The 15842-nt window shown below is 72.3% G+C and carries 13 protein-coding genes and 1 riboswitch; of the genes, 5 read left to right on the top strand and 8 right to left on the bottom strand.

Translation table 11 applies throughout. The features are described 5' to 3' along the window. Positions 1–283: 283 nt before the first annotated feature. The 3 genes from AB0M26_RS09840 (at position 284) to sepH (ending at position 4551) form a co-directional block, all read left to right on the top strand. A complete protein-coding gene (locus tag AB0M26_RS09840; RefSeq protein ID WP_365257349.1) occupies positions 284–1516 on the top strand; it encodes an MFS transporter in 1233 nt (410 codons plus the stop codon). Continuing rightward, a complete protein-coding gene (locus AB0M26_RS09835) occupies positions 1488–2795 on the top strand; it encodes a D-arabinono-1,4-lactone oxidase (protein WP_365257346.1) in 1308 nt (435 codons plus the stop codon). Before AB0M26_RS09840 ends, AB0M26_RS09835 begins: the two co-directional genes overlap by 29 nt. Before the next feature lie 697 nt (positions 2796–3492). Continuing rightward, on the top strand, positions 3493–4551 hold the full coding sequence (gene sepH / locus AB0M26_RS09830) for a septation protein SepH (protein ID WP_365257343.1): 1059 nt from the start codon (positions 3493–3495) through the stop codon (positions 4549–4551). 228 nt (positions 4552–4779) lie between these two features. Here sepH and AB0M26_RS09825 read toward each other — a convergent pair whose 3' ends face one another. Next, complete coding sequence (locus AB0M26_RS09825; RefSeq protein WP_365257340.1) at positions 4780–5622, bottom strand: sulfurtransferase; 843 nt, start codon at positions 5620–5622, stop codon at positions 4780–4782. Between the two features lie 329 nt (positions 5623–5951). Between AB0M26_RS09825 and AB0M26_RS09820 the strand changes: the two genes are divergently transcribed. Then, positions 5952–6722, top strand: coding sequence for a VOC family protein (locus AB0M26_RS09820; RefSeq protein ID WP_365257337.1), 771 nt, complete (start codon positions 5952–5954; stop codon positions 6720–6722). Between the two features lie 73 nt (positions 6723–6795). Here the strand turns inward: AB0M26_RS09820 and AB0M26_RS09815 are convergent, their stop codons facing one another. The 4 genes from AB0M26_RS09815 to AB0M26_RS09800 all read right to left on the bottom strand — a co-directional run bounded on the left by AB0M26_RS09815 (position 6796) and on the right by AB0M26_RS09800 (position 12413). Next, positions 6796–7530, bottom strand: a complete 735-nt coding sequence (locus tag AB0M26_RS09815) for a thymidine kinase (protein WP_365257334.1) — start codon at positions 7528–7530, stop codon at positions 6796–6798. Positions 7531–7668: 138 nt separating this feature from the next. Continuing rightward, on the bottom strand, positions 7669–8877 hold the full coding sequence (locus tag AB0M26_RS09810) for a nucleotide pyrophosphatase/phosphodiesterase family protein (RefSeq protein WP_365257331.1): 1209 nt from the start codon (positions 8875–8877) through the stop codon (positions 7669–7671). Beyond that, the gene (locus AB0M26_RS09805; RefSeq protein WP_365257328.1) at positions 8877–9470 is read right to left on the bottom strand and encodes a DUF5998 family protein; all 594 of its coding nucleotides are present in this window, start codon (positions 9468–9470) and stop codon (positions 8877–8879) included. The genes AB0M26_RS09810 and AB0M26_RS09805 overlap by 1 nt, the downstream gene beginning before the upstream one ends. Positions 9471–9560: 90 nt before the next feature. Continuing rightward, positions 9561–12413: a GNAT family N-acetyltransferase gene (locus AB0M26_RS09800; RefSeq protein ID WP_365257325.1), complete on the bottom strand. Its 2853-nt coding sequence runs from the start codon at positions 12411–12413 to the stop codon at positions 9561–9563. Between the two features lie 117 nt (positions 12414–12530). Here AB0M26_RS09800 and AB0M26_RS09795 point away from each other — a divergent pair, with 117 nt between their 5' ends. Then, positions 12531–12812: an HPr family phosphocarrier protein gene (locus tag AB0M26_RS09795; RefSeq protein ID WP_365257322.1), complete on the top strand. Its 282-nt coding sequence runs from the start codon at positions 12531–12533 to the stop codon at positions 12810–12812. Between the two features lie 174 nt (positions 12813–12986). Here the strand turns inward: AB0M26_RS09795 and AB0M26_RS09790 are convergent, their stop codons facing one another. The 3 genes from AB0M26_RS09790 to AB0M26_RS09780 all read right to left on the bottom strand — a co-directional run. Further along, entirely contained in the window at positions 12987–13748 is a 762-nt protein-coding gene (locus AB0M26_RS09790) for a GntR family transcriptional regulator (protein ID WP_365257319.1), read from the bottom strand. A gap of 129 nt (positions 13749–13877) precedes the next feature. Further along, positions 13878–14654, bottom strand: coding sequence for a M23 family metallopeptidase (locus AB0M26_RS09785; RefSeq protein ID WP_365257316.1), 777 nt, complete (start codon positions 14652–14654; stop codon positions 13878–13880). Positions 14655–14669: 15 nt separating this feature from the next. Then, positions 14670–14866, bottom strand: a riboswitch (cyclic di-AMP (ydaO/yuaA leader). A 246-nt stretch (positions 14867–15112) separates the two neighbouring features. Beyond that, positions 15113–15842 (bottom strand): insulinase family protein (locus AB0M26_RS09780; RefSeq protein WP_365257313.1); only part of this gene is annotated, 730 nt, incomplete at its 5' end.

Raw genomic sequence — 15842 nt, 5'->3', positions numbered from 1 at the left:
CTCCGGGGCGGGCGCCCCTGGGCCCCGCCCTCAACGCCCCGTCTGCCGCGCTTCGTACGGACGGCGCTACTTCGCAGCCGCGCCCTCGTGCGGTTCGGTGCCCGGGAGTCGCCGGTGTGGCAGCGCGGCCGTCGTACGGGTTCGGGCGGGCGGCGAACGCGTGCCCCGGGCGTCGCAGGAGTGAGCCCGGAAAACATCTGGCGCCGGACCCCCCGTTTCCCCGTAAGCTCTATCGGCCGCAAACGTTCCTTACGGCGCTCCGGCCCTCTCCTGCGGAGGTCACTTGGCCAGCCCCTATCGCGCGATCTTCGCCGCCCCCGGCACCAAGGGGTTCTCCGCCGCGGGGTTTCTCGGCCGGATGCCACTGTCCATGATGGGCGTCGGCATCATCACCATGATCTCCCAGCTCACCGGACGCTACGGGCTCGCCGGCGCGCTCTCGGCCACGATCGCGCTGTCCGCCGCCCTCATCGGCCCGCAGGTGTCGCGGCTGGTCGACCGGTACGGCCAACGGCGCGTCCTGCGGCCGGCCACGCTCGTCTCGGTCACTGCCGTGGGCGGGGTGCTGCTCTGCGCCGAACTGGGGCTGCCGGACTGGACCCTGTTCGTCTTCGCCATCGGCGGCGGATGCGTGCCGAGTCTCGGCTCGATGATCCGGTCGCGCTGGGCGGCGATCCACACCGGCGCCCCGCGGCTGCTGCACACCGCCTACTCGTGGGAGTCGATCGTCGACGAGATCTGCTTCATCCTCGGCCCGATGCTCTCGATCGGGCTGTCCACGGCCTGGTTCCCGGCGGCCGGGCCGCTGCTGGCCGGGGTCTTCCTCACCACCGGCGTCCTCTGGCTGACCGCCCAGCGCGCCACCGAGCCGGTGCCGCACCCGCGGAGCCGCCACACCAAGGGCTCCGCTCTGCGCTCGCCCGCCCTGCAGGTTCTGGTGGCCACGTTCGTGTCGACGGGCGCCATCTTCGGCTCGGTGGACGTGGTGACGGTGGCCTTCGCCGAGGAGGAGGGGCACAAGGCCGCGGCGAGCCTGGTACTCGCGGTCTACGCGCTGGGATCGTGCCTGGCCGGGGCCGTCTTCGGACTGCTGCACCTCAAGGGGCGGGCGGATCGGCGGTGGCTGCTGGGCGTCGTCGTGATGGCAATGAGTATGATCCCCCTCCAACTGGCCGGGAACCTGTTGTTTCTGGCCGTGGCGCTCTTCGTCGCGGGCCTGTCCGTTGCGCCCACCATGGTGACCACGGTGGGCCTCGTCGAACAGCACGTACCACGCGCGAAGCTGACCGAGGCACTGACCTGGGTGAGTACCGGGATCGCGGTCGGCGTCGCACTCGGCTCGGCCGCCGCGGGATGGGCGGTGGACGCCGCCGGGGCGGACGCGGGATACGGGGTGCCGGCCGCGGCCGGGGCGCTCGCGGCGGCGGTGGGTTTCCTGGGGTACCGCCGGCTCGCGCCGGCACCGGAGCGGGGAGGGGCATCAGCGGATGACCGCACAGAGCACCGCGTGGCGTAACTGGGCGGGGAACGTCACCGCCCGCCCGGCACGGTCCCTGGCACCCTCCTCGGTGGAGGAGCTGGCCCGGATCATCACGACCGCGGCCGAGGACGGGCTGACGGTCAAGGCCGTCGGTACCGGCCACTCCTTCACGGCCGCAGCCGCCACCGACGGGATGCTCATACGCCCCGAACGCCTCGCCGGGATACGGGAGATCGACCGTGCCGCGGGCACGGTCACCGTAGGGTCCGGCACGCCGCTGAAGCAGCTCAATCAGGCCCTCGCGGCCGAGGGCCTGTCGCTGACCAACATGGGCGACATCATGGAGCAGACGGTGGCCGGGGCCACCAGCACCGGCACCCATGGCACGGGCCGCGACTCCGCCTCGACAGCCGCCCAGATCAAGGCCCTTGAGCTGGTCACCGCCGACGGCTCCGTCCTGCAGTGCTCCGACAAGGAGAACCCGGAGATCTTCGCGGCCGCGCGCCTGGGGCTCGGCGCCCTGGGCGTCATCACCGCGGTCACCTTCGCCGTGGAGCCGATCTTCCTCCTCACCGCGCGCGAGGAACCGATGGCCTTCGCGCGGGTGGTCGAGGAGTTCGACCAGCACGTCGCGGAGAACGAGCACTTCGAGTTCTACTGGTTCCCGCACACCGAGGGCTGCAACACCAAGCGCAACAACCGCAGCGCGGGCCCGGCCGCCCCGCTCGAGCGGATCAGCGGCTGGTTCGAGGACGAGCTGCTCTCCAACGGCGTCTTCCAGGCCCTCTGTTCGGTCGGCCGGACGGTGCCCGCGGCCATTCCCGGGATCGCCAAGATCTCCAGCCGGGCCCTGTCGGCACGCACCTACACGGACATCCCTTACAAGGTTTTCACCAGTCCCCGCCGGGTCCGTTTCATCGAAATGGAGTACTCCGTTCCGAGGGCGGCGGCCATGGAGGCGCTGGGCGAGGTGAAGGCGATGGTCGACCGCTCGAACCTGCGCATCGGCTTCCCCGTGGAGGTGCGCACCGCGCCGGCCGACGACATCACGCTGTCCACCGCGTCGGGCCGGGAGACCGCGTACATCGCCGTCCACTTGTACCGAGGCACCCCGCACCAGGCGTACTTCACCGCCGTCGAGCGGATCATGACCGCCTACGAGGGCCGGCCGCACTGGGGCAAGCTGCACACACGAGACGCCCTCCAGCTGGCCGAGGTCTATCCGCGGTTCGGCGAATTCACGGCTTTGCGCGACCGGTTGGATCCGGAGCGGGTGTTCGGCAACGCGTATCTGCGGCGCGTCCTCGGCGACTGAGCGGACCGGTAGCCGTCACCCCCGCTCTCTTCCCGGCGATTTGACGACGCAGAGGGCCTGTGGCCCCGAACACCGGGAGCACTCGGGCCGGGACCGGGCGCGGTGACGACCGCGCCGATGGCCCGAACTCCCGCCCGAGCAGCCACCCGAGCCGGTGGAACTGCCCTGGCTGACGCATAGCGCAGGGCGTACGGGAGAACGTCCGCGCCGGCTCGAGCGGTCACGCCGGGCTCCGGTCACGGAACGTGCCGTCGGCGGCGGGTGGTTGAAGGCCCCCGCACCTTCCGCCGATCCCACTGAAGAGGAATCAGATGTTCCGATTCAGTGGATTCAGTGAAAGTCCCCACCAGGTCACCACGAGCTCCACACCCAACTCCCTTGCGCACGGCAAGTTCCGCGGCGCGGCGGCTGCACCGGCATGGCACGAATGGAGTACTGTGGCGAGCCCTGGCTCCGGTTTCCCATCCTGCCGCCGGACCCATCGGGGCGCCGCAGGTGGCACTCGGATCGGTGGAGCCGCGGCGGGACACGGGCAACGGTGCACAGGACAACCGATACGGTCACTGAGAGTTGCAAAAAGGTAACCGTGTCATAACGGCGTATCCGGGCGCATGCCCGACACGCCAGGCAACTCGGCAATGATGTGGCAGGCTGCACCCGGGCAGGCCACACTCGACCAGCGGAAGCAGCGACGCACGTGACGTCGGCAGGCACCACCCGGGAGGTCCCCATGCCCGAACTGCGTGTCGTGGCCGTCAGCAACGACGGCACACGGCTGGTGCTCAAGGCTGCGGACAGCACGGAGTACACGCTTCCGATCGACGAGCGGCTGCGTGCCGCCGTCCGCAACGACCGGGCGCGTCTCGGTCAGATCGAGATCGAGGTCGAGAGCCACCTCCGGCCCCGCGACATTCAGGCACGCATACGAGCCGGTGCCTCCGCTGAGGAGGTCGCGCAGCTCGCAGGCATCCCCGTCGACCGCGTACGGCGCTTCGAGGGCCCCGTCCTCGCCGAGCGGGCCTTCATGGCCGAGCGGGCCCGGAAGACACCTGTCCGCCGCCCCGGCGAGACCACCGGGCCGCAGCTCGGCGAGGCCGTCTCCGAGCGGCTGTTGCTGCGCGGTGCCGACCGGGACACGGTCCAGTGGGACTCCTGGCGCCGGGACGACGGCACCTGGGAGGTCCTGCTCGCCTACCGCGTCGCCGGCGAGCCGCACTCGGCGAGCTGGACGTACGACCCGCCGCGGCGGCTCGTACAGGCCGTCGACGACGAGGCGCGTGCGCTGATCGGCGAGACGGACGACACCCCGGAGCCGAGCTTCCCGTTCGTGCCCCGGATCGCCCGGCTGCCGCGTGAGCGGTCCGGCGACCGGCCCGCCGAACGGCCGGCTCCGGCCGCGGCGTCGGTGCCTGAGCCCGAGGAGAGCGGTGACAGGGACTCGCTGACGAGCCTTCTGGAGGCGGTGCCGAGCTTCCGGGGCGACATGGTCGTCCCGGAGACCTCGGCGGCACCGGAGGAGGAGCCGGGCGAGGAGCCGGAGCCCGCGGAGGAGCCGGCGGCTCCCCCGGCCGCTGCGGGGGCGGGTTCGGCGTACGCGGACGTGCTGATGCCGCGGTCGGTGGCCGGTCACCGTGACCGCCTCACCGGCACGACGGATCGTCAGGCAGAGGCGGACGGCGTCCGACCGGGCCGCCGGGCGGCGGTCCCGAGCTGGGACGAGATCGTCTTCGGCACCCGCCGCAAGAAGCAGGACTGAAGGGCCGTCGAGCAGAGGCCTGACGGCCGCCACCGGCGGACCGGCGATGGAGCCCCCGGCCCTTCCGCAGCCGGGGGCTCCGTCGCTGCCGGACGCAGCCGTCGTCGGCGCTGCGTCAGCGCCGGGGCTGCCGCCATCGTCGCGTCAACTCCCCCGTGCCGTACGCCTCTCAGTGACGCTCCGGCACCGGGGAGTTGACGGCCATCGCCCCATACGGGTGAGGAGGCATCAGCCCGGATCCGCACCCATGGCCACCGGGCGGTCCGGATCGGCGGACCACTCGCTCCACGAACCGACGTACAGCGCCGCCGGGATGCCGGCGACGGCGAGCGCCAGGATCTCGTGAGCGCCCGAGACGCCCGAGCCGCAGTAGACGCCCACCGGCACCTCTGGCTTGATGCCCAGCGCCGAGAACCGCTCGCGCAGCGCCTTGGCGGGCCGGAAGCGGCCGTCGTCCGTGACGTTGTCGGTCGTGGGTGCGGACAGCGCGCCCGGAATGTGCCCGGCGACCGGGTCCATCGGCTCCACCTCCCCGCGGTACCGCTCCTCCGCCCTCGCGTCCAGCAGCACACCGGAGCGCGCGAGCGAGGCCGCGTCGTCGGCGGAGAGGAGAGGAAGGCCGCCGGGCCGCGGGACGAACGTGCCCTCCACCGGCTCCGGGTCCTCCGTCGAGAGCCGGCGGCGGCCCTGGGCGGTCCAGGCCGCGACACCGCCGTCCAGGACCCGTACGTCCTCGTGCCCCGCCCACTTCAGCAGCCACCAGGCCCGGGCCGCGCCCCACCCCAGCCCGCCGTCGTAGACGACGACCGGCCGGTCGGCCGAGACACCGGCTTTCCGCATCGCCGCGCCGAAGACCTCCAAGTCCGGGAGGGGATGGCGGCCGCGGCCCTCTCCCGCGGGTCCGGCGAGTTCATGGTCCAGGTCGATGAAGACGGCCCCGGGCAGGTGTCCTGCCTCGTAGGCGGACCGCCCCAGCGGGCCCCCGAGCTGCCAGCGGACGTCGAGCAGGACCGGCGGGCGCTCCCCCGACAGGGCGCTCGCGAGTTCGGATGCGCTGATGATGGCATTCATGGTTCCCATCCTCGCGCAGTCACCGCGGCGCCGCGCCGAACACCAGTGAGGCTGTTGTGGCGCCGGTGACTGACCGGGCCCACCCGCGGCGGCTCCGGCCCGCACCGCACGCGCGTCCCGAGCGGGCTCGGACGGGGGCACATGCCAGGGGCGGGGCACATGCCAAATCGGGGCATCCTCCGGCAGGAACCGGCAGATTGCGGCGCGGCCGAGGGTTGGACGGCCCTCAGTGGTGCAAGCATCTGGACGGGCGCCGCACAGCACACCCACGACGTCGGCGCGCCCGTTTCCCGGCACGACCACCACGATGGTCCGAGGAGAGACTCACGATGACCGGTGCACCGACCCGGCGCACACCGGGCACGCCCTGCTGGGTGAGCCTGATGGTTCACAGCATGGCCGCGACCCAGGACTTCTACGGCTCCCTGTTCGGCTGGACGTTCGGCCCGGGCCCCCGCCAACTCGGCCCGTACGTGCTGGCGTACCTCGACGGCCGGGTGGTCGCCGGGATCGGTGAACTGCCGCGCGGGCGGCATCTGCCCGTGGCCTGGACGACCTACCTGGCCTCCGACGACGCCGACACCACGGCCGAGCAGATCCGCGCCTGCGGCGGGACGGTGGGGGTGGGGCCGCTCGACGCGGGCAGCGCGGGCCGGATGGTCATCGCCCTGGACACCACGGGCGCGGTGTTCGGTGTCTGGCAGGGACGCGATCACCTGGGCGCGGAATCGGCAGGACAGCCGGGCACACCCGTGTGGAACGAACTGCTCACCCAGGAAACGGCGGTCGCAAAGTTCTACGGGGCGGTCTTCGGCCACGAGGCCGAGGCGGTCACTACCGTCGGACACGACTGTCAGACGCTGCACCTGGAGGGCCGGCCGGTGGCCGCGATCCACGGCTTGGGCAGCGCACTGCCGCGCAACCGCGGTCCGCACTGGATGACCTACTTCGAGACGGCCGACGCCGATGCGGCTGCGCGACGGGTGGCGGAGCTGGGCGGTCGGGTCGTCCGGCAGCCGCGGGACACCTCGAAGGGGCGGCTCGCGACGGTCGAGGACCCGGAGGGCGCGGTCTTCTCCCTCGTGGCCTCGGTGCGGTGATGCCTCCCGGGTCATCGGCCCGTAGGCGTCCGGAGGTTGAGGCCGACCGGGTGCGGCGTTGCTGCGGAAGTCCTTACGGTGCGGGCCGCGGCTCCGGTGGGGCGCCCGGTGTGGCGACGACGGCCCGGCCGGCGGGCGGCTGGGCCGGTGCGGGAACCACCGGCGGGTCGACCGGCAGCACGTCGGGAGAGAGCGTGGCCGCCCGCGCCGCGGCCGCGTTCATCCGGCGCTGGTGGTGGCGACGGCACAGCACTTCGTAACCCACCTCGTTCTCCGGCCGGTTGACGTCACCGACCACCACCTGGGCGCCTTCGACGACCATCTCGCCGCCCACCGTACGGGCGTTGTGGGTCGCACGGGCCCCGCACCAGCACAACGCCTCGACCTGCAGGACCTCGATGCGGTCAGCGAGTTCGACCAGGCGCTGGGAGCCGGGGAAGAGTTTGGTGCGGAAGTCGGTGGTGATGCCGAAGGCGAAGACGTCGAGCCCGAGGTCGTCCACGATCCTGGCCAGTTGGTCGATCTGCTCGGGCTCGAGGAACTGCGCCTCGTCGGCGATCACGTAGTCGGCACGGCCGCCGGAGGTGAGACGGCGGACGAGATGGGCGTAGAAGTCGAAGCCTGCCCCCGCCTCGATCGCCTCGGTGACCAGGCCGAGGCGGGAGGAGAGCTTGCCCTCGCCCGCCCGGTCGTCCCGGGTGAAGATCATTCCCTGCAGGCCGCGCGCCGAGCGGTTGTGCTCGATCTGCAGAGCGAGCGTGCTCTTGCCGCAGTCCATGGTGCCGCTGAAGAACACGAGCTCGGGCATGGGGGAGGTGGACCTTCCTCGGACGACGGTCGCGGGCGCCCGGACGCGCCCTGGGTCGCAGAGCGCATACGGGATCAGGGGCATACGGGGTCAGGCGTACGGGTCGGGGGCGTACGGGTCAGGGGGCACGGGCGCGGATCAGCTGCGGACTTCGAGGAGCGGGACGAGTTGTTCGGCGGCGGTCATCGAGCCGTGCAGACCGACCATCGCGGACTCGTGCGGCTCGGTCTCCAGGGCGACGATCGCGACGTCGTCGCAGGCCGCGGCCACCACATCGCCGATCCTGCCGTACACCCGCTCATCCACCCCCGCTCCCGGCGGCCCGAACCAGCCCGCCTCGATCGCCTCGTCACGCGTCGCCACCCACATCCGGTCGCCCAGGACCTCCCGCCAGACCGCGGCCACGTCGCCCGCGGCTCCGGGCACGGCGTAGACGTGCCGGGCCCGGCCCTCGCCGCCCAGGACCGCCACTCCGGCACGCAGTTCCCAGTCCTCGTCGAAGTCGATGCGCGACTCCGGGTCGAAGGGGATGTCGATCATGCCGTGGTCCGCGGTGACGTACAGCACCGAGCGGGGCGGCAGTTGCTCGGCCAGGCGCTCGGCGAGCCGGTCCACGTACGCGAGCTGGCCGCGCCATGCGTCGGAGTCCACGCCGAAGCGGTGCCCCTTGCCGTCCACGTCGCTGTAGTACGTGTAGACCAGCGAGCGGTCCCCGGCCGCCAGTTGCTCGGCGGAGAAGTCCATCCGCTCCTCGCCGGAGAGCCGGCCGTGGAAACGGCCGCCGCTGAGCGCGATCCGGGTCAGCGGCGTGTGCTGGAAGTCGGGCGAGGTGACCTGGCAGGTGTGGACCCCCGCGGCGTCGGCGCGCTGGAACACCGTCGGGTACGGCTGCCAGACGTGCGGGTCCGTCCACGGCTTCCAGCGGAGCTGGTTCATCAGGGCGCCGGTGTCCGGGTCCATGACCGTGTAGCCGGGCAGACCGTGCGCGCCGGGCGGGAGTCCCGTGCCGACGGACGCGAGAGAGGTCGCGGTCGTCGACGGGAAGCCGGCGGTTATCGGCGCGCCTGTGCCGCCGTACGAGCTGCTCAGCAGGCCGGTGAGGAACGGCGCTTCACCGGGGTGGGCCAGCAGCTGCTCCCAGCCGAGGCCGTCGACGAGGAAGACGCAGACGCGGTCTGCCGGTTCGAGGCCGAGGTCCGCGGTCAGACCCGGTACGCCTTGGCCCGCGGCCACGGCCGGCAGCAGATCGGCGAGCGACCCCGTGCCGTAGGCCGGCAGCGGGGCGCTGCGCGGATCGAGGAGCGCGGGCTCGTGCCGGCCGGAGTCTGCGGTGGCGGGCTGGATCATCAGCGACCGGTCGAGGGGGCCACGGTGGCCTCGGAGAGCGCCTGCGCGAAGGCGAGGGTCTGCCGGACGGAGTCGGGGCCGTCACCCGCTTCACTGACGCGGAGTGACAGGTCGTCAGCCGTGGAGGAACCGGTGTAGCCGTGGTCCGCCTCGCAGTTGGGGTCGCCGCAGGCCGCGGGCTCGAGGTCGAGGCGGTTGACGGCGCCCCAGCCGATGGTGAGGACGACCTCGCGTGGGAGCGTGCCCGGTGTGTACGACTCGGGGTTGGCGACCACCCGGCTGACCACGACCGAGGAGATCCGCTCCAGCTTCACGGACTCCGTGGAGGTCGTGGCGTAGGGGGACGGGGACGAGCCGTCGGCCGCCTGTTCGTCGGTGTGGCTGACGATGAAGCGGGTGCCCGTGAGGACGAGCACGGTGACGTGACGGCGGACCTCGTTCGCGTCGAAGGTCGTCTCCTGGTGGACCAGGTAGGACGCGACCGGCTCACCGCCCACGGCGGCCTCCACCGCCTCGGCCACGAGGGCCGGGTAGTAGCCGCTGCGCTCGATGGCCGCGCGCAGACCCTGGGTCGTCGTACCGGTCTTCGCCATGCCGCCCATCCTACGGGGCCCGCGGCCCCTCGAAACTCCCCATCGGCATCGACCCGCGGCGGTTCCCGGCCGGACCGGTGCGCGCGGCGCTCAGTACGCCGGGAGGCGGCGGGGCCCCGGGTCCGCCGGAGCGGGGCTTGGGGCCAGGCGCACCGAGGCGCCGAGGACGGTGAGCCCCTGCGGGGCCACGACGACCGGCTCCAGCTCGACATGGACGACCTCGGGATGGTCGTCCACGAGGCGCGAGACACGCAGCAGCAGTTCCTCCAGGGCGCCGGTGTCGACCGGTTGCGAGCCGCGCCAGCCGAAGAGGAGCGGCGCGGTCCTGATGGAGCGGATCAGTTCGGCCGCGTCACGGTCCGTGACGGGGATGAGCCGGTGCGCGGTGTCACCGAGCAGTTCGGACGGGGCACCGGCCAGCCCGAAGGAGAGGACCGCGCCGGCCGCGGGATCGATCGCGGCCCGTACGACGGTGTCCACGCCCCGCGGCGCCATGGCCTGCACGACGGGCCGCAGCTCGTCGGCCTTGCCGAGGTGCTCGGTGAACTCCTGGTGGGCGCGGCGCAGCTCGGACTCGCTCGTGAGGTCGAGGCGGACGCCGCCGAGGTCCGCGCGGTGGCGGAGGTGGGGTGCGGTCGTCTTGAGGGCGACGGGATAGCCGAGCAGCTCCGCGGCGCGAGCGGCCTGGTCCGCGTCGGGTGCGGGGAGCGTGGGCCGTACGGCGATGCCGTAGCGGGCGAGCAGGCGCGCCGTGGCGTCGGGACCGAGCGGGCTGGTGCGGGGTACGGGCCCGCTCCCCGGCTCGTCGGCGGCCCGGGTGTCGCCGTTCCCCGCGGCGTCGAGCAGGCCCTCGATGTCCGCGCCGGCGGCCGCCTCCTCGATGTCCTCGTACTCCGGCACCCGCCCCGGTTCCGCGGCCTGCCGGCGCCACTGCGCGTAACGGACGGCCTCGGCCAAGGCGCGTACGGCGCGCTCGGCGGCGGGGTAGACGGGGATTCCGGTGGCGGCGAGGGCCTCGGTGAGGCCCTCGATCTCCAGATGGACGACGGTCACCGGCTTGGCGGCGCCGCTGTGGTCCACCGCCTCTCGCAACGCGGCGGCCAGCGCACGGGCCTCCGCCGCGCGGTCGGGCTCCGGCGACGTGTCGTCACCGACCCAGGGGATCGCGTTCACCACGACGGCGTCGCAGAGGTCGTCGGCCAGCGCGGCGGCGAGCGCGGCGCGGTAGGTCTCGGGGGTGGCGGCGGTCGTGAGGTCCCGGGGGCGCAGCGGGCGCAGGCGTTCGGTCAGCGCAGCGTCGTAGGTGAGCAGTCCGAGGGATTCGGAGTTGCCGAGGATGGCCACGCGCGGGCCGTCGGGCAGCGGCTGGCCGGCGAGCAGCAGCCCCGCGTCGGCGAGCTCGGTGACGGTGCCGACGCGGATCACCCCGGCCCGGCGCAGGAGCGCGGACACCGTGGCGTCGGGGATACGGGTGGTGGGGACGGTGTGCCCGGTCGGGGCGCTGCCGGTGTGCCGGGCACCCTTGACCACCACGACGGGCTTGACGGCTGCGGTGCGGCGGGCGAGGCGGGTGAACTTCCGCGGGTTGCCGATGGATTCGAGGTACATGAGCACGACGTCGGTGTCGGGGTCGTCGTGCCAGTACTGCAGAAAGTCGTTGCCGGAGACGTCCGCGCGGTTGCCCGCGGAGACGAAGCTGGACAGGCCGATCCGTCCGGCGCCGCGCCGGTGGAGCCCGGAGAGCAGCGCGATGCCGATGGCGCCGGATTGCGTGAAGAGCCCGAGCCGGCCGGGAACCGGAAGCTCGGGCGAGAGCGAGGCGTTGAGCCGTACGTCCGGTGCGGTGTTGAGGAGGCCGAAGGCGTTCGGCCCGATGATCCGCATGCCGAACGAGCGGGCCTGCCGGACGAGTTCGCGCTGGAGCTCGCGTCCTCCGGGGCCGCTCTCCGCATAGCCGGAAGCCAGCACCACCAGCCCCTGGACCCCGTGCTCGCCGCAGTCGGCGACGACGGCGGGGACGGCCTGCGCCGGTACGGCCACGACCGCGAGGTCGACCGGCTCGTCGATCTCGTGCACGAAGCGGCGGGCGGGGACCCCGGATTCGCCGAGTTCGGGGGCGCGCAGCGTGGTCTCGCCGTCGGGGAACGCGTGGTTGACGGCGTGGATGCGCCCGGTGAAGCCCCCCTCGACCAGATTGCGCAGCACCTGGCGGCCCACACCGCCGGGACGGCGGCTGGTGCCGATGACGGCGACCGAGCGCGGGGCGAGCAGCCGCTTGACGGAGCGGGCCTCGGCACGCTGCTCGCGGCCGCGCTGGACGGCCAGGGACCGGTCGGTGGGTTCGAGATCGAACTCCAGGCGCACCACCCCGTCCTCGAAGCTGCGCTGCTGGGTGTACCCGGCGTCCGTGAACACCTTGATCATCTTGGTGTTGGCGGGCAGCACTTCGGCGGCGAAGCGGCGGATGCCGCGCTCGCGGGCGACCGCGGCGATGTGTTCGAGAAGGGCCGAGGCGACGCCTCTGCCCTGGTGCGCGTCCTGGACGAGGAAGGCGACCTCGGCCTCGTCGGCGACATCGGGCGCGGTCGCGAAGCGTCCGCCCGAGGGGGTGGTGGGCGACGGGTGGGAAGAGGCGGGCCGGCCGTCGGCGTCGATGCGGTCGTAGCGCACGGTGGCGATGAATTCTCCGCCGACGATGGCCGCCAGGCCGACCCGGTCGACGTAGTCGTGGTGCGTGAAGCGGTGGACGTCGCGATCGGAGAGCCGGGGGTACGGTGCGAAGAAGCGGTAGTACTTCGACTCGTCCGAGACCTGCTCGTAGAAGCTGACCAGCCGCTGAGCGTCGTCGGGGGTGATGGGCCGGATCTGCGCGGTGCCCCCGTCGCGCAGCACGACGTCTGCTTCCCAGTGGGCCGGGTAGGCGTGTTCCGGCGTCGTCCCCATGGGGCCAGCGTACGGGCGAGGGCCGGAGCGGGGCACTCCGCGGGCCATGAGAGACTGTGCGAGAGCTGGTCTAGACAACGCCGTCGGATTTCCTGACACGACCGGAAGGGCAACACCATGGTTGAGCGCCGCGTCACCGTCGGCTGGGCCGAGGGACTGCATGCCCGGCCCGCTTCGATCTTCGTCCGAGCGGCGACGGCGGCGGGTGTTCCCGTGACGATCGCCAAGGCCGACGGCAACCCGGTCAACGCCGCCTCGATGCTGGCGGTGCTGGGGCTCGGCGCGAAGGGTGGCGACGAGATCGTGCTCGCTTCCGACGCCGACGGCGCCGACGTCCCGCTCGACCGCCTGGCGAAGCTCGTCTCCGAAGGGCTGGAGGAGCTTCCGGAGACCGTCTGAACGGCGCCGCCCGGAACCTCCCCGGAAATACGAGCGCGTTCGAGGGCCCACCGGTACGGAAAACCGCGGCGGACCAATTCGGTCACCGCCGTTCTTTCTTCTGCTTCTTACTCTCCCGCCGCCTGTTTCCGAATTCCGCGCAGAATTTCCCGCATTCTGTATACGGCAGTCCTGTTAATTCCGTGCGCCCATGGTGTTGACACCATGTTTCGAAGAACTCACACGGACCGGGCGGCGCATGCGGTGGATCGCGAGCGAGCGCTCGGTGTGCACCGCCATGAGGGAACGGGCGCGGTCCGCGTCGCCCCGTGCCACCGCGTCCGTGATCGCCGCGTGCTCTCCCCAGGAGTCCGCGGCACCCACCGGCGCGGGCGCGTACATCCACGCGATCTTGCGGCGGACCTGGGTGAGCAGCGCCGCGAGACTGGGGCTGCCCGAGGCCTGGGCAAGCGTCTCGTGGAACCAGCCGCCAAGGGACCGCAGATCCGCCACCTGCCCGCCCTGCGCCCGCTCCTGACCGAGCCGTACCAGGCCGCGCAACACCTTGAGATGGGCTTCCGTACGCCGCTGTGCGGCACGGGCGGCGCCCAGCGGCTCCAGCAGCGCGTGGATGTCCAGCAGATCGGCGGCCTCCTGTTCGGAGGGCTCGGCGACGCATGCCCCTGCGTGTCTGCGGGTGGTCACGAACCCCTCGGATTCCAGGGTGCGCAGGGCCTCGCGGACGGGGACGCGGGAGACGCCGTAGCGCCGGGCGAGGACCTCCTCGGTCAGCCTGCTGCCGGGGGGATGGACACCGGAGACGATGTCGTCACGGATCGCCTGGCACACCGCGCGCGCCGGAATGCGACCGGCCTCCGGACCCCCGCCGTTCACACCCGATCCCGCATGGCCGGACCTCCGCTGCAATTCCCGGGAAACACGTTCGACCGCGTTCATTCAAGAACTGTATGCCACGGTGGAGGAATTTCTATCGGGCGGGCCCGGACATGGATATCTTTTGGCCTTCGGACGGCCCCTTCCCTCCTGCCGCCTGCGGGCGCGGCAGGAGGGAAACCCGTCAGCGGCTCACAGACTCACTCCGTGCGAGCGGAGATAGGCCACCGGATCGATGTCGGAGCCGTAGTCGGGGGATGTACGGGCCTCGAAGTGCAGGTGCGGGCCGGTGGTGTTCCCGGTGCTGCCCGAGAGGCCGATCTTCGCGCCCGGGGCGACGCTGTCGCCGACGGAGACGTGGATCGCGGAGAGGTGGCCGTACTGCGTGTACGTGCCGTCCTTCATCTTGATCACGACGTTGTTGCCGTAGCTGCCGCCCCAGCCGGCCTCGACGACGGTGCCCGCGCCCACCGAGCGCACGGTCGTCCCCGACGAGGCGTGGAAGTCGACGCCGGTGTGGCTGCCGGAGGACCAGGCGCCGCCCGAGGCTCCGTACGAGGTGGAGATGTAGCTGTTCTCGACGGGCGGGACGAACGCGTTGAGACGCTTGCGCTCGGCCTCGCGCGCCGCGCGCTTCTTCGCGGCCTTCACCTCGGCCGCCCGCTTCTTCGCGGCGGCCTCGGCCTTGGCACGGGCCGCGGCGACATCGGCCGCGGCCTGCTGCGCCTCGGCCTGGGCGTCGACGGTGCGGGCGAGGGAGTCGTCGATGACGATTGCCTGGCGCAGACCGGTCTGTTCGGCCTCGGGCACCTTGCCGGGCGACGCGGCGGACGCGGGGCCGGCGGCCAGCGAGGTCACGATCCCGGTGGTGGCGAGGGTGGCGATGCCCGCAAGGTTCGCGCCGGAACGGGCGAGGCGACTGGGGCGGCGGTGACGGTGCTTCCCGGTAACTCGGGTGAACGACGCCATGCGGCGGCGGTGCTCCTTTCCTTCCTTCTCGCCTACCGGGTTAGCTGACGGGTTCGGAGCAGGAAGGTCTCCTACGGGCCCCTCAACGGGAGGCGCCCGATTCACCCCAGGGGACTGCGTGCGCCCTCCCGCGCCGGTGCGGCGCGCGGCGGGCAGGGTGGGTCCCCGGCTCCCCTGGCTCGCGCCGTACGGGGACTCGGCGATGACTGCCCGGAGCCGCGGGTGCGGCACGTGTACCGGCCGGACAGCCGGACCGACGCTAAACGGGACAACTGTCAATCGCCAAAGAAATCAGGGTCTTTGTAGCCGACACCACAAAGGAAACGGCAGACTCAATAACAAACCGGACATACAGCAGTACCCCGGAGTCACAATGGACTCCGGGGTACCGGTGCCGTACGTCGGGGGACGCCGTAGGGCCTGACGGCACGTCAGCCGTCTCCTCCGGCGTCGCGATGTCAGCCGCTGACCACCTTCACCTCGCCGATGCCCAGGGCCCGCACGGGCTCCTCGATGGCGGAGGCGTCACCGACGAGGATCGTCACCAGGCGGTCCGACGGGAAGGCGCTGACGGCCGCCGCGGTCGCCTCGACCGTACCGGTGTCGGCGAGCTGGGCGTACAACTGCGCCTGGTAGTCGTCCGGGAGGTGCTGCTCGACCTGATCGGCGAAGGTGCCGGCGACAGCCGCCGCCGTCTCGTACTTGAGCGGGGCGACACCGACGAGGTTCTGCACGGCGGTGTCCCGCTCCGCGTCCGTCAGGCCCTCCGCGGCGAGAGTGCGCAGCACCTTCCAGGTGTCCTCCAGCGCCGGGCCGGTCGAGGCGGTGTCCACCGAGCCGCTGATGGCCAGCAGCGAGGTGCCCGTGCCGTCGGGCGCCGAGCGCAGCACCTGGCCGAACGCCCGCACGCCGTAGGTGTAACCCTTTTCCTCGCGCAGCACCCGGTCGAGCCGGGAGGTGAGCGTACCGCCGAGGCAGTAGACACCGATGACCTGCGCGGGCCACACACGGTCGTGCCGGTCGGATCCGATGCGGCCGATCAGGAGCTGGGTCTGCACCGCGCCGGGGCGGTCCACGATGACGACCCGGCCGGTGTCGTCGGCGGTCGCCGGGGAGGCGGGCCGAGGCGCGGCGGTGTTGCCGGTCCAGGCGCCGAGGGTGTCCCCGAGGACGGACGTGAGGTCGATC

The sequence above is a fragment of the Streptomyces sp. NPDC051776 genome (genome assembly GCF_040681345.1).
GTDB lineage: Bacteria > Actinomycetota > Actinomycetes > Streptomycetales > Streptomycetaceae > Streptomyces.
This window is presented reverse-complemented; position numbering and strand designations above follow the sequence as displayed.